This window comes from Nonomuraea maritima, assembly GCF_900100395.1.
Taxonomy (GTDB): Bacteria; Actinomycetota; Actinomycetes; order Streptosporangiales; family Streptosporangiaceae; genus Nonomuraea; species Nonomuraea maritima.
The window spans coordinates 268522-281698 of sequence record NZ_FNFB01000007.1 but is presented as its reverse complement, the minus strand read 5'-3'; the positions used below and the strand labels follow the sequence as shown (position 1 = coordinate 281698).

Below are 13177 nucleotides of genomic sequence, written 5' to 3'. Positions count from 1 at the left end.
CCGGATCCGGTGCCCGGCCTTGACCACCCGCTGTGGTCACCGACGGAGGGCGGCGAGAATCATGTCGGCGTAGCGGCGCCAGACGGCGGGGTCGCGTTCGTCCAGCACAATGAGCTGGCGGACGATGCCACACAGAACCACCCGGACATCCACCACCCCGGCGTCCGGACGCACCTGGCCCGACGCCTTCGCCGCTTCCACCAGCAGCCCGATCAGCTTGACCAGCCTGCCGGCCGGCAGCAACCGCCCCTCGAAGAACACCGCCGCGAGGCCCCGGTCACGGGCGAGACGGTCGAGCAGCTCCGGCACGTACCCCGCGAGCGCCTCATAGGGCTCGTCGGCGGCCAGGGCGGACAGCGTCAGGTCCTCCAGCTCGCGGAAACCCTCGCGGGCGAGCTCCAGCAGCAACTCCTCCTTGGTGGGGAAACTGCGATACACCGTCGCCCGCCCGACCCCGGCCCCCTCGGCCACCTGAGGGACGGTCAGGTTCGGCCCGCGCTCGGCGAACAGGGCACGGGCCGCCGCGACGATCCGCTGGTGATTACGCAGCGCGTCGGCACGCTGCGGCAAGTTCGGCGTCATGGGCGCGACGGACCTCCACGAAAGGGCATCTCGCTCTCAGACGACGTCGAAGCCGGTCTCGTCGACCCGCTGGAAGCGGCCGTCCTCCGACAGCCTCGCGAAGAAGTAGATCTCCCGGTCGACGACCGACCCGTCGGTGAGCTTCATCGTGTAACGATGCCGCTCGGCGTAGCTGGAGCCGTCGTGCACCTCGTCGAGTACCGTCAGCGAACCCTCCACCACCCGGCTGCGGATGCCGGCCACCATGTCCGCGAAGCCGGCACGATCAAGCGTGCGGCCGTCGCTGCAGTGGACGTAATCGGGGGCGTAGTAGGTGTCCAGCACTTCGTCCAGCTCACGGGTGGGCTCGAACGCGACCTCGCGGATGGCGTCGCTGATCCGTACCTGCGTCATGGCGGCTCCCCTTCATCACTTGCCGACCTCGTCGACCGCCACCGTACCGGACACATGAGTCCGGTACGCACACACCCCCAACCTCCCGTTCTCAGCAACTTAGAGAAAACCCGAGCCGCCACAACCGGACCATGAGGTTCGTTCCGATGAGGAACAGCGAGTCGCCGGGGCTGTGGCTCAGCGTACGAACGCGTGCTCGTAGTCGGGCAGCGCCAGAGCCCTGTTGGCGACGCGGCCCTCGGCGCCGGAGGGCAGCGTCGTCCGGGTGCGCAACATCGCGGTGCATGCGTCAAGGTGTTGCCGGGTGCGTGGCGCGACCACGCCGCCGCCCTCGGTGGCCAGGGCCTGGTTCTGCTCTGCGAAGGGCCGCACGGTCTTCTCGTACGCCGCGAAGGCGGCGACGTGGTCATCGTGGGTGGCCAGTTCGCCGGCCAGGACGTAGGCGGCGACCAGCGACACGCCAGACCCTGGCCGGACATGAACGACATGACATGGGCGGCGTCGCCGACGAGCGCGACACGGCCGGTCGACCAGGCGGGCATGTGGATCTGGTCGACGACGTCGCACAACAGGTCGTCGGCCGCGCGCATCGCGGCCACCATCCGGGGGATCTCCCACAGCGTGTCGGGGAACGTCGCGGCCACCAGGTCGCGCTGCGCATGCAGGGCGCGGAAGTCCGTGAAGGGCGGCTCGTCCCGCGCGAAGAGCAGGAGACCCTGCATCGGCTCGCCGGGATCGTGCGCGTAGAGGGTGGCGGCCCTGCCGGGAACGTTCCACTGCAGTCCAGTCGGTACGATCAACGCTCCCCAGTGAAAGAAGACGTTGGCCAGCGACAGGATCGTGGCCTCACCACCGCCGTGCCGGTTGTGCGCCGAGGTGAAAGCCGTCACCGGCTTGTCCGCCAGTTTCCCCTCCCGCCAGAGCCCGTCGGCCTGGTCGATGAAATGCTTGAGCTGCGCGGCCGGCCCGCCGAACCTGGTGGGCGTACCGAACGCGAACGCATCGGCCCACGCCAGGTCCTCGACCGACGCCACGGCGATCCGCCGCAAGCCGGCGGCCACATCCTCCGCAAACCCGCGCCCTCCGACCGGCGCGCCACCGTCGTGGAACTCACCGACAGCGGCAAGGCACTGGCCGAGCAGATCAAACACCTGTGGTGCGCCCTCGCGAAAGAAACCGTGGCCGGCCTACCCGCCGACACCGTGGCCGAACTCCCCGGCCTCCTCACGGCCCTGACCAACAACGTGGACACCCGGCGCTCCCGCCGCCCACAGGGCGACAGCGCCGCATAGGGCTCTTTTGGTTGTTGAGGGCGTACGGGCGAAGCCCGTTCGTATGTGCGGGTGCAAGTGGGCACCGCACCCACACGCGCCCTTTACAAAGTAAATCATGAGATCATGACGACCTCCTGGAGGGCGTAGAGGACGTCAGTGCTCGTCCAGGACGTCGATGTCGTCGACGGTGATGTCGCGCGTCAGCGCGAACGCTTCGGCAGCCGCGGCGTCGGCGGATGCCGCCTGGCGGGCCGCCCGCAGGGTGGCGGCCGAGTCCCAGCGCCAGACGCCGGCCCAGGTGGAGTCGTCGATCCGGCCCAGGCGCGCCTCGGTGAGCCCGGGAAAGGCCGCCCTGGTCGCCGACACCAGAGCGGCGTGCCGGGCGCGGAGCTCGTCGGCATCGGAGGGATCGGCTTGGAAACGGGTGACGGTGATGACCGACATCACTGGCCCTCATTTCTAGAGTTGACTTCTAGTGAGCTCTTAACTAGAGATAAGCTCTAGTGATGAGCGATGTCAAGCGGCCCAGCAAGCGGGCGGAGAAGGCGAAAGAGACCCGCCGGCGCATCCTGTCGGCGGCGCTGGAGCTGTTCGTGCAGGACGGGTACGGGGCGACGAACCTGCAGGACGTCGCCGACAGGGCCGGGGTCGCGGTGCAGACGATCTACTTCGTCTTCGGCAACAAACGGACCCTGCTCAAGGAACTGGTCGACGTGACGGTCGCCGGCGACGACGAGCCGGTGGCCACCATGGACCGGCCCTGGTACGTCGACGCGCTGGCCGCCGACACCGCCGAGGGCGTGCTGCGCGGTTACATCGCCGGCGCGACCCGGGTGCTGGAACGGGTCGCTCCCATCAGCAAGGTGCTGGACGGGGCGTCGGCGAGCGACCCCGAGGTCGCCGCGTTGTGGCCGCACGACGTCGATCCGCGCTACGTCGTGCAGGAGAGGGTGACCAAGACGCTGGTCGGCAAGCCCGGCGCGCGGGCGGAGGTGTCGGCGGAGGAGGCCGCCGACCTGCTGTACGGCCTGCTCAGCCCCGAGCTGTACCTGCTGCTCGTGCACGCGCGCGGCTGGCCGCGCGACCGCTGGGAGCGATGGGCCTTCCAGACCCTGCACGCCCAACTCTGCTCGGAGTAGGGCCGCCGCCGACAGGCCGTGAGGATCGCTGGTGCACTCCCCCGGCCTCCCCCACCCGGTGACCGCGCGCCGTCACGGCACCCGCATGGCGAGGCCACGATGGGGCCGCGCGCCGCCTGTCGTCATTCCGGCGTGATGATCAGCTTGCCGCGCTTGGCCGGGCCGTTTCGTTCGAGTTCGGTGAGCGCCGGGACGGCTTGGGAGAGCGGGACGGTGCGGGCGATCGGCAGCCGCAGTGTCCCCTGGCCGGCGGCTCGGGCGACCTCTTCGAGGTCTTCGGTGACCGGCCGGGCGACCAGCGCGTGGAACGGCCCGGGCAGGACGCTTCGCGCCAGGTTCGCCGGGGTGGGCAGGACGCCGATGATGCGGCCGCCGGGCTTGAGCATCGTCCGCGCGGCTTTGACCGGGAGCGTGCCGGCGGCGAGGAGGACGAGGTCGAACCGCCTGGCGAGCGCGTCGGGCTGGAAGTCGAAGTCGACGACCGGATCGACGCCGAGGGTGAGTGCTTCCTGCCTGGCGGTGCCGCGGCAGCTGCCCGCGACCGTGGCTCGATGTGCGAGGGCGAGCTGCACGGCGGAGCGGCCGACCCCGCCGAGGCAGCTGTGCACGAACACGGCCTGGCCCGGCCGTAGCTTCCCCTTCGTGATCAGGGCTTGCCAGGCGGTGATCCCGACCGTCGGGATCGCGGCGGCCGCCTCGAACGACAGGTTCCCTGGTTTGCCGACGACCCCTCTCTCCTCGGCGACGACCACGTCGGCGAACGCGCCCGCGGACCTGATCGGCGTCCCGCCGAGCACTTCGTCACCGACGCGCAGCCGGGTGACGCGATCACCGACCGCCTCGACGACGCCCGCGAAGTCATGACCCATCGCGCGCGGGAAACGCCGGCCGGTGACGTGTCTCATCCGGCCGAAGCGGATCCCGAAGTCCATCGGGTTGACCGCGGCCGCGCGTACCCGGACAAGGACCTCCTCGGGGCCGAGCGGCGCCGGTTCGAACTCTTCGAGCCGCATGACTTCGGGCCCGCCGTACTGGTGGTACTGGATCCGCTTCATCGTGATCATTCCTTCATCGCTGCTACGTGCGGTCTTCCGGGCACGCCACAAGGGCCCCGGAAAGTGATGGAACTTAGTTCCATCACTTTAACAGCAGAGCACGGAACCAAGTCCCGTACACTGCTGTCCCATGGCTCGCTGGGAACCGAACGCACCGGAACGGCTCGCTCAGGCCGCCCTTGACCTGTTCGCCGAGCGGGGCTACGAGAACACGACCGTGATCGACATCGCACAGCGCGCAGGGCTCGGGAAGACCACGTTCTTCCGACACTTCCAGGACAAGAGAGAAGTGCTCTTCGGCCGCGGGACGACGAACGACCTGCTCGCCGAGGCCATAGCCGCGGCGCCGCCGACCGCGGGCCCGCTCGAGGCGGTCGCGCACGCGCTGGACGCGGCCGGCAGACAGGTCTTCACCTCCGCCCGCCGCGAGTTCACCGTCCGCAGACAGGCGGTGATCGCGGCCAACCCCGAACTGCAGGAACGCGAAGCGTTGAAGAACCTCACCCTCATCGCGTCCATGGCCGAGGCGCTCGAACGGCGCGGCGTTCCCGAGCTGACCGCGCGCGTGGCCGCCGAGCTGGGCGCGCTCGCCTCCTCGATCGCTTACGAGCGCTGGAGCCGTACGGGCGACGGCGACGACTTCGGTGAGATCGCGCGACGGGCGCTCGACGACGTGCGGGCGGCCACGCCCCTCTGCTGACCCGGTCTCTGGACGCAGGGCCGCACAGGCCCCGCGTCAGAGCAGTCGTCTTTGGACGACGTCGGCGATGACGGCGTTGACCACCTTGCCGACCTCCCCCGGCTCCGGCGGGGTTCCGTCCCGGCCGGCGAACAGCAGGTGCCCTGCTCCGATCAGGGAGAGTGCCAGGGCGTCCACGTCGGCGTCGACCGCGATGCGCCCCAGCTCGCACTCCTCGCCCAGGTAGGCGGCGATCATCGCCGCGGCGTCCGTCAGGACCGGGACGCCGGGGGCCGGACGGGTCCGCCGCAGCCGGGCCCGCAGCTCGTCGCGGAAGATGACGAGGCCGACGATCGCCACGGCGACCGGGTCGAACAGGTCAAGCAGCGCGCCGGTCAGGTTGCCGGCGACGTCGCCGGTCCCGGCGGAGGCGCGCAGTGCGGCGGCCTGACCTTTCAGCCGGGCGATGCGGTCCTGCACGAGGTCGACGAGGAAGGCGTCGAAGTCCTCGAAGTGCCGGTGCAGGACGCCCTTGGCGACGCCGGCCTCTGTCGTGACCGCGCGGCTGGTCAGCCCGTTCGCGCCGTCCCGGAGCAGGACGCGTTCGGCGGCGTCGACCAACTGCTGTCGCACATCCCGCAGGGCCACCCCAGTCGGCATCGCCCAGTCCTTCCTCTTGCACACGTGTCCACCCCAGGATTGCCGAGTGGGCACGTGCCCACTATTGTGGGCGCATGCCCACTCCAGAACGGAACCAACCCCACAAGGCCAGACGGATGGCGGAGTCGTTCGGGATCGACGCCGAACGCTACGACAGGACCCGCCCCCCGTACCCCGACGCCCTCGTACGGCAGGTCACCGCGGCCGGCCCGGGCCGTGACATCGTCGACGTCGGCTGCGGCACCGGCATCGAGGCCCGCCAGTTCCAGGCGGCGGGGTGCACGGTGCTGGGGGTCGAGCCGGACGCCAGGATGGCCGAGTTCGCCCGCCGCACCGGAGTCGAGGTCGAGGTGGCGACCTTCGAGGACTGGGACGCCGCCGGCCGCACCTTCGACGCGGTCGTCGCCGGGCAGTCGTGGCACTGGGTCGACCCGGTCGCGGGCGCGGCCAAGGCGGCGCGCGTGCTGCGTCCCGGCGGCCTGCTGGCGGTGTTCGCGCACGCCTACGACCCGCCGACCGCCGTCGCGGAGGCGTTCGCCGCCGCGTTCAAGAAGGTGGCGCCCGACTCCCCGATCAGCGCCGGACCGCCGAGGCCGGCCCGGGAGGTCTACCGGGCGATGTTCGCCATGTTCGAGGACGGCGTCCGGAAGACGGCGCGGTTCGGCGAGCCGGAGCACCACCGATACGACTGGGAGCGGCACTACAGCCGCGACGAGTGGCTCGACCTGCTGTCCACCACCGGCGGGCTCACCCAGCTGCCGCCGGACGATCTCGCCCAGGTGCTGGAGGCCGTCGGGTCCGCCATCGACGCGATCGGGGGCGGCTTCACCATGGCCTGCACCACGATGGCGCTCACCGCGTCACGGATCCCCTGATCCGGAAAATCAGTTGGACGGGCTGAGGCCCGCGCTTGTATCGTGCCGGGGACCGTGACGCCGCCCGAGGAGGTGAGACCCATGAACGCTGTATCGCTGTGGGTGCTCCCCCATCCCGTCACGGCCGGGCGACCGACGTAGGTGTCGCCGGGAGCGCCTGACCAGGCACTCCCGAAAGGCAACACCGATGAACTTGTTCACCCCCGATGTGATCATCGCCGGATGCGGGCCGACCGGCGCGATGCTGGCCGCCGAGCTGCGGCTGCATGGCGTACGGGTACTCGTCCTGGAGAAGGAGAGCGAGCCCGCGTCGTACGTCCGCATCGTCGGGCTGCACGTGCGCAGTCTCGAGATCATGGCCATGCGCGGGCTGCTGGACCGCATGCTCGAACACGGACGACGGCGCCCGGCCGGCGGTTTCTTCGCCGCCATCCCCAAGCCCGCGCCCGAGCTCGACTCCCCCTACGCCTACCTGCTGGGCATCCCGCAGCCGGTCATCGTCCGCCTCCTCGAAGAGCATGCGATCCGGCTGGGCGCGCAGGTCCGGCACGGGTGCGCGGTGGCCGGTCTCGAGCAGGACGACGAGGGCGTGACCGTCGTGCTGGACGACGGCGAACGGCTGCGTACGCGCTATCTCGTCGGCTGCGACGGCGCGCGCAGCACCGTGCGCAAGCTGCTCGGCGTCGGCTTCCCCGGCGAGCCTTCGCGGACCGACACGCTGATGGGCGAGATGGCGGTGGGCCTGCCGCAGGAGGAGATCGCCGCCAAGGTCGCCGAGGTCAGCGCGACTCACCGGCGCTTCTGGCTCAGGCCCTTCGGCGCGGGGATGTACAGCGTCGTCGTCCCCGCCGCCGGGGTCGGCGACCGTACGCGCCCGCCCACCCTCGACGACTTCCGGCAGCAGTTGCGCGCCGTCGCCGGAACGGACTTCGGCGTGCACTCCCCCCGCTGGTTGTCCCGCTTCGGGGACGCCACCCGGCTGGCCGAGCGCTACCGGGTGGGGCGGGTGCTGCTGGCGGGCGACGCGGCGCACATCCATCCGCCCATCGGCGGGCAGGGTCTCAACCTGGGCATTCAGGACGCGGTCAACCTCGGCTGGAAACTGGCCGCCGAGGTCCGCGGCTGGGCTCCGGACCCGCTGCTCGACACCTACCAGGCCGAACGCCGTCCGGTCGCCAAGGACGTGCTCGACAACACCCGCGCCCAGACGGAGCTGCTGTCCACCGAGCCGGGCCCGCAGGCGGTACGCAGACTCCTCACCGAACTCATGGACTTCGAGGAGGTGAACCGCCACCTCATCGAGAAGATCGCCGCGATCGGCATCCGGTACGACTTCGGCCCGGGACCCGACATGCTGGGCCGCCGCCTGCGCGACATCGATCTGAAGCAGGGCAACCTCTACGGCCGGCTGCATGACGGCCGCGGCCTGCTCCTGGACCGCACCGGACACCTGACCGTCAACGGCTGGTCGGACCGTGTCGATCACCTCGCGGACCCGGCGGCCGCGCTGGACGTTCCGTGCGTCCTGCTACGCCCGGACGGCCACATCGCCTGGATCGGCGACACCCAGCACGACCTGAACGACCACCTCTCCCGCTGGTTCGGCACGGCGCGGGGGCGCTGAGGACTCGGCTCCCCCACCCCGCGGAACGCTGTTACTGATCGCCGGGGACGGCGATGGCGCGCAGTGTCTCGTCCAGGGACGAGAACACGTAGTTCGAGCCGCCCTCCCAGTGGGGTACGGTGGCGCCCGCCTTCGCGGGGGCGTACAGCCACCAGATGTTGCCCCATGGGTCGCGCAGGCGGGCCAGGTCCTCGCCCCCGTAGAACGGCGTCACCTCGGTGATCACGACGGCCTTTCGCGCGACGGCGCGGTCGAGCACCTCCTGGGCGTCGTTCACGTAGACCTGCAGCAGCGCGGGCATGGTCGGCCAGCCGGGCTGTCTGTCGGCCAGCAGCAGGACCGAGTCGCCGATCTGCACCTCGGCGTGGATCAGTGATCCCGAGGGCATCGGCGTCCGGGCCTCGGCGCGTTCCTTGCCGTCGAAGACCTCCTCGACGAACGTGATCAGCTCGGCCGCGCCGTCGACGATGGCGAACGGGTTGATCGTCCGCTCGCCCGGCGGCAGGTCGGATCCCATGCGAAGGAGTGACACGGTGTTCCCTTCCGTTGACTGTGGTCGCCACCGTAGGGATCAACGAGGAAGGGGCGCTTCCTCGTTGGCCGGCCGCAGCCGAGCGTCGCCCGGGTGACACAGTGAGGAAGAGGCCGCTGCCTCACTGTGACCGGGGGATCACCGCGTAAGGCAGGGCGAGGAGGCACCGACATGAAGATCGTCACGCGCGACTCGGCCGGCTCCGTGAGCGAGACGGTGGAACGGCTCAAGGAGCTGATCGCGGCCAAGGGGCTGAAGCTCTTCACCGTCATCGAGCACGACGCCGCCGCGGCGGACGCCGGCCTGAGCATGCGGCCCGCCAAGGTCGTCGTCTTCGGCAACCCGGTGACGGGTACGCCGCTCATGATCGCCTGTCCGCTGCTCGCCCTCGACCTGCCGATGAGGATCCTCATCTGGCAGGACGCGTCCGGCGGCACCCGGATCAGTCACGGCGACGTCGCCGACCTGCAGGAGCGCCACGGCCTCACCGATGACCAGGCTGCCCCGCTGCGCGGCGTGGAGGCGCTCGCCGCCGCGGCCTCCGGCACCTGAGGACGCCGGACAGCCGGCCGCGGCGGATGGCCGCGGCCGGCTGTCCGGTCGATGCGGGTCGCTCAGGCGGTGTCGGCGACCACGTGGACGAGGTTGCGGCCTTGCCCGACGATGGCCAGCCGCCACGCGTCGAACGTGGCGTCGCTCGGGTTGAAGTCCGTCTCGAAGTGCTGCATGTCGGGCGTGTGGATGTGGCCGGCCGGAATGTCCAGGCCCATCCGGTCACGCAGGAGCGTGTTGCGGTACGCGCTCTCGTTCGACAGGTAGTTGCCGCCACCGCCGCTGTAGGAGCACGACCCGGCGCTCGGCGGGACCGGCGCGGTGGGCGGCGGGAACTCGGTGGGCGGCGGGCTGTTGCGCGTCACCCGGGTGGTCGAGGAGCAGTCGGGGAACTCGGTGTAGTTGGTGTGCCAGACCACGCCGAAGGCGACCGACTCGTCCGGCCACGTGTCACCCGGCGGCCGCGGGATCGACGCGCCGGTGTTGGCCCGGATCATCTCCTCCATCGGCAGGGTCGCGGTGGTCCACTGCGGCGGGTTCGTCAGGCTGAACTTCTCGGGACCGCCCCACCGGTCCACCACGGTGGAGTTGCACTCGTTGTTGTTCACCGCGAGCTGCGGCAGGCCGCCGACCGCCGCGCACGGCCGGAAGTTGTCGTTGCCGACGGTGACGCCGTGGTACCGCGCGTTCCACTGCTCCAGGTTGAACACCGATCCGCCGGCCTGGCTCACGGTGATGGACGCGTCCACCTGCTTGGGCCCGGGCCGCATGAACGGGCCGACGGTGTCCTCCAGGTAGCCGCGCTGGAACTCGGGATAGTTGACGGGCAGCGTGTAGGCCTCGATGCGGGCGAGCGTGCCGCTCTTGGTCCGGTACGTGGTGCCGTCCAGGGCGAGCGCGGTGGCGCCGGAGGGGTTGCCGTGCCGGATGTTGTTGCCGACCGTCCCGGGGGCGGCGCCGGTGGCGCCCCCGTCGAGCGTGTACGGGTCGAAGCCGCTGACGATGACGCGCTTGACGCCCTTGCCGCCCGGCAGGTCGATGTCGAACATGCCGCGCGAGGCGCGGTCGAACGCGGTGATCAGCTCGGTGCGTGCCGCGTCCGACAGCTGGAAGCGCGGCTTCCACTGCCGCAGGGTGGCGGTCGACTCCAGGCGGGTCCAGTAGAGCGGCCTGTCGTCGCTGTAGGGCAGGTCGCCCTTGATGCCGCGGCCCTGGCTCTGCGCCCGCCGTACGGCGTCCTTCCACAGGGCCGCGCCCTGGCGGCGGACCATGTCGGTGGCGGCCTTCAAATTGTGCGTACGGCAGAGGTCACGGGTCAGGGCCGGGGTGAAGTCCTGGAAGCCGCCGCCCTCGATCATCTGCCGGGCGAACGTCCGCGACTGGGGGGCGGACGGGTCGGCGTTGTCCGGCAGGGTGAACCCCAGCCGGTTCTCCTCCACCGACAGCGGCGCGCCGGTGTCGAGGCAGTCGGCGTCGCGGCCGTCCTGCGCCGCGGCCGGGTTGGCCGTGACGAGGGCGAACGCGGTCACGGCCGCCAGGGCCAGCGCGGGTCGCAAACGATTCATGGTGAGCGCTTTCCTCCTCATGGGCGCGTACTCCCCTGGGGGAGTTCGGTGGCCGAGGTGAATTCCACGACGCCGGTCCGTACGGCCGGCGGTTCGAGAAAGGGGGGTTGCGGGTCGTGCCGTCAGCGGCCGCTCGTGATGCCGGTGACGAGGCGTGTGTTGCGTGGACCTGGGTGCTGTTTCGTGGACAAAGCGGGTTCTTTCGGGCTATAAAGCCCAGGCTGACTTTATAGAATCGTTCAACAATCCGTCAAGGTGTAACACCTTACAGGCGCGTACGGGACAGCCGTGAAACCCAGGCGGCACAGAGCTTCCGCCTACCGCGAGACGGCCTTGACACGTGTCAAGAAAAGGCCCGCGACCGGCCGGACATGAAAGGCCGCGCGCGACGCGCAGGCGTACCCAGAGAAAAGGACAAGGACGGCCACCCGGCTCCGGCCCCGGGTGGTGGGCGGCCCGTGAGACCTCGACCTCCGGCCTGCCCGGCAGACCTCCGGCCTCAGGCGGACGTGGCCGGGGCCCTCATGCCGAGCCACTGCTCGGCGTCCCATGCCTCGAACCGCTCCACTTCGGTGAACCCCAGCTTGGCCGCGAGGCGCATCGAGCCGGCGTTGGCGGTCTGGGTGGTGAGCACCACGGGCTCACCGGGAAGCGCGCCGTCGAGCCAGTCGAGTACGGCCTCGCACGCCTCGGCGGCGTACCCGTGTCCCCAGGCGTGCGGCAGGAACAGGTAGCCGATCTCTGCCTTGCCCAGCGCCGCTGGTCGGCGGTGCTCTGTCGCCCGCTTGAGCTCGACGTGGCCGATCATCGCCCCGTCGAGCTCGACGACGAAACTACCGGGCCGCGACGCGGGCGTCTCCGGCACCTCGCGTTCGAGCACGTCGCGGGGGTGGGGACCGCCGAGGTAGGCATGCACCTCCGCCGATGCGAGCAACTCGATGTACGCCGCACGATCACGGGCCTCCGACGTACGGAGCACGAGCCGCTTCGTTCTGATCGGCTCAGGCGGCCAGGCGACGGACCCCAGATCGGACATGCGCGGAGCCTAGCAGCCCACCCGGAAAACGGTTACCCACCCACGCGCCCGACCGCCGCCCGCTCGTCCAGAAGCGCTCATCATCGACGGCGGACGACACCCGCGGGTGAGGCCACAGCTGCCGCACACGGGCACGCCCGTCGACGGCCCCCAGGCGCTCGGGAGCCCGCTGCCGCCGCCGACGCGAGCACGGGAAAGCCCGCTTCCGCTGCAGACGCGGGTACCGCCGCGCCGAGCAGGTAACCGAGTTCGTTCGCGGTGTTCAGCGCGCCGGCTTCGGCGAGCGACCAGCGCAGGTCCTCGCGCATGGCGGGCAGGAGCAGCCCGCAGGCAAAGCGGGCCAGTCCGAGGGCCGGCCGCGTCGACATGCCCAGGACGTGACGGTCGAGTAGGACGATCCGAGATCGAACCGATCGGACCATGTTGGAGATTAGTATCGGATAGAACCGATCGGTACCATCCTTGGCATGCCGGTACCCAAGGGATCGACGCTCGACCCGGAGCGCACGCGCGCCACCATCCTTCAGACGGCGACCGCGGTGCTGTACGAACGCGGGCTCGACGGCATCGGCGTGGCCGAGCTGTGCGCCCGTGTCGGCGTGTCCAAGGAGACGCTGTATCGCCACTTCGGCACCAAGGACGGCCTGGTCGAGGCCATGCTGACGGCCCGCAGCGAGCGGGTGACGAGCTGGCTGGAAGGCGTCGTCGCGGCTGCCGGGGACGACCCGTGCCACCAGCTCAGCGCCGTGTTCGACGCCCTGCAGCAGTGGTACGACGACCCGGTGTTCCGCGGCTGCGCCATGCTGAACGCCGCCGCCCAGCACCACGTCGAGCCCGTACGCGCCATCACCGCCCGCCACCTCGACCGATACCTGGAGCTCCTGACCGGGATCGCCGAGCGCGCCGGGGCCGCCGATCCGCACCTGCTCGGCCGGCAGTTGCTCATGCTGGTCGAGGGCGCCACCGTCGTCGCCGCACACCAGGACGGGGCCGGCGCCGGCGAGCACGCACGCCAGGCCGCACTCACCCTGCTGTCCACCGCCTCCGAAGCCGGCGACCGGTAGGACAGACGCGCGTCAAGCGTCTGTCCTACCCCGGTGAGACGGACGCGCATAACGTCCCCAGCTCGTCGCGGCGTACCAGGCGCAGCCCGTCAAGCGCCTGGAACACCACGTCTTCCCCACTGACCACGCGCTGTCGGACCACCGCGT

At 70.6% G+C, this 13177-nt stretch carries 16 protein-coding genes and 1 pseudogene; 6 read left to right on the top strand and 11 right to left on the bottom strand.

The window, feature by feature from the left end; genetic code table 11:
* Positions 1-36: 36 nt before the first annotated feature.
* From BLR04_RS15430 to BLR04_RS15400, 5 genes and pseudogenes are all read right to left on the bottom strand, one after another.
* A complete protein-coding gene (locus BLR04_RS15430; protein ID WP_090764629.1) occupies positions 37-582 on the bottom strand; it encodes a TetR/AcrR family transcriptional regulator in 546 nt (181 codons plus the stop codon).
* 36 nt (positions 583-618) lie between these two features.
* Positions 619-975: a hypothetical protein gene (locus BLR04_RS15425; RefSeq protein ID WP_090764627.1), complete on the bottom strand. Its 357-nt coding sequence runs from the start codon at positions 973-975 to the stop codon at positions 619-621.
* A gap of 177 nt (positions 976-1152) precedes the next feature.
* Positions 1153-1434 (bottom strand): Rossmann-fold NAD(P)-binding domain-containing protein, encoded by a 282-nt coding sequence (locus BLR04_RS15420; protein ID WP_090764624.1) that lies wholly within the window; start codon positions 1432-1434, stop codon positions 1153-1155.
* A 383-nt stretch (positions 1435-1817) separates the two neighbouring features.
* Positions 1818-2009 (bottom strand): annotated as a pseudogene (locus BLR04_RS41750) (NAD(P)H-dependent oxidoreductase); the annotation flags it as partial.
* Positions 2010-2402: 393 nt separating this feature from the next.
* Positions 2403-2693 carry an antibiotic biosynthesis monooxygenase gene (locus BLR04_RS15400; protein ID WP_090764618.1) on the bottom strand — a complete coding sequence of 97 codons (291 nt, stop codon included), beginning with the start codon at positions 2691-2693 and terminating at the stop codon, positions 2403-2405.
* A gap of 62 nt (positions 2694-2755) precedes the next feature.
* On the opposite strand from BLR04_RS15400, the gene BLR04_RS15395 reads away from it, so the two are divergent.
* Complete coding sequence (locus tag BLR04_RS15395; protein ID WP_090764616.1) at positions 2756-3388, top strand: TetR/AcrR family transcriptional regulator; 633 nt, start codon at positions 2756-2758, stop codon at positions 3386-3388.
* A gap of 122 nt (positions 3389-3510) precedes the next feature.
* Here BLR04_RS15395 and BLR04_RS15390 read toward each other — a convergent pair whose 3' ends face one another.
* On the bottom strand, positions 3511-4443 hold the full coding sequence (locus BLR04_RS15390) for an NADP-dependent oxidoreductase (protein WP_218128955.1): 933 nt from the start codon (positions 4441-4443) through the stop codon (positions 3511-3513).
* A 130-nt stretch (positions 4444-4573) separates the two neighbouring features.
* Between BLR04_RS15390 and BLR04_RS15385 the strand changes: the two genes are divergently transcribed.
* Entirely contained in the window at positions 4574-5143 is a 570-nt protein-coding gene (locus tag BLR04_RS15385) for a TetR/AcrR family transcriptional regulator (protein ID WP_090764611.1), read from the top strand.
* A gap of 36 nt (positions 5144-5179) precedes the next feature.
* On the opposite strand, the gene BLR04_RS15380 is transcribed toward BLR04_RS15385, so the two are convergent.
* Positions 5180-5782, bottom strand: a complete 603-nt coding sequence (locus BLR04_RS15380) for a TetR/AcrR family transcriptional regulator (protein WP_090764608.1) — start codon at positions 5780-5782, stop codon at positions 5180-5182.
* Between the two features lie 74 nt (positions 5783-5856).
* Here BLR04_RS15380 and BLR04_RS15375 point away from each other — a divergent pair, with 74 nt between their 5' ends.
* Complete coding sequence (locus BLR04_RS15375; RefSeq protein ID WP_090764605.1) at positions 5857-6657, top strand: class I SAM-dependent methyltransferase; 801 nt, start codon at positions 5857-5859, stop codon at positions 6655-6657.
* A gap of 187 nt (positions 6658-6844) precedes the next feature.
* Complete coding sequence (gene rox, locus BLR04_RS15370; protein ID WP_090764602.1) at positions 6845-8281, top strand: rifampin monooxygenase; 1437 nt, start codon at positions 6845-6847, stop codon at positions 8279-8281.
* A gap of 31 nt (positions 8282-8312) precedes the next feature.
* Here rox and BLR04_RS15365 read toward each other — a convergent pair whose 3' ends face one another.
* Entirely contained in the window at positions 8313-8798 is a 486-nt protein-coding gene (locus tag BLR04_RS15365) for a VOC family protein (RefSeq protein ID WP_090764599.1), read from the bottom strand.
* Between the two features lie 186 nt (positions 8799-8984).
* Here BLR04_RS15365 and BLR04_RS15360 point away from each other — a divergent pair, with 186 nt between their 5' ends.
* A complete protein-coding gene (locus BLR04_RS15360; protein ID WP_090764596.1) occupies positions 8985-9365 on the top strand; it encodes a DUF302 domain-containing protein in 381 nt (126 codons plus the stop codon).
* A 62-nt stretch (positions 9366-9427) separates the two neighbouring features.
* Here BLR04_RS15360 and BLR04_RS15355 read toward each other — a convergent pair whose 3' ends face one another.
* From BLR04_RS15355 to BLR04_RS15345, 3 genes are all read right to left on the bottom strand, one after another.
* Positions 9428-10930, bottom strand: a complete 1503-nt coding sequence (locus tag BLR04_RS15355) for a hypothetical protein (protein ID WP_176903098.1) — start codon at positions 10928-10930, stop codon at positions 9428-9430.
* Between the two features lie 499 nt (positions 10931-11429).
* Positions 11430-11966, bottom strand: coding sequence for a GNAT family N-acetyltransferase (locus tag BLR04_RS15350; protein ID WP_090764592.1), 537 nt, complete (start codon positions 11964-11966; stop codon positions 11430-11432).
* Between the two features lie 80 nt (positions 11967-12046).
* Entirely contained in the window at positions 12047-12274 is a 228-nt protein-coding gene (locus BLR04_RS15345; RefSeq protein ID WP_245740274.1) for a hypothetical protein, read from the bottom strand.
* Positions 12275-12433: 159 nt separating this feature from the next.
* Between BLR04_RS15345 and BLR04_RS15340 the strand changes: the two genes are divergently transcribed.
* A complete protein-coding gene (locus BLR04_RS15340; RefSeq protein WP_090764585.1) occupies positions 12434-13030 on the top strand; it encodes a TetR/AcrR family transcriptional regulator in 597 nt (198 codons plus the stop codon).
* The last annotated feature ends 147 nt before the right edge of the window (positions 13031-13177 follow it).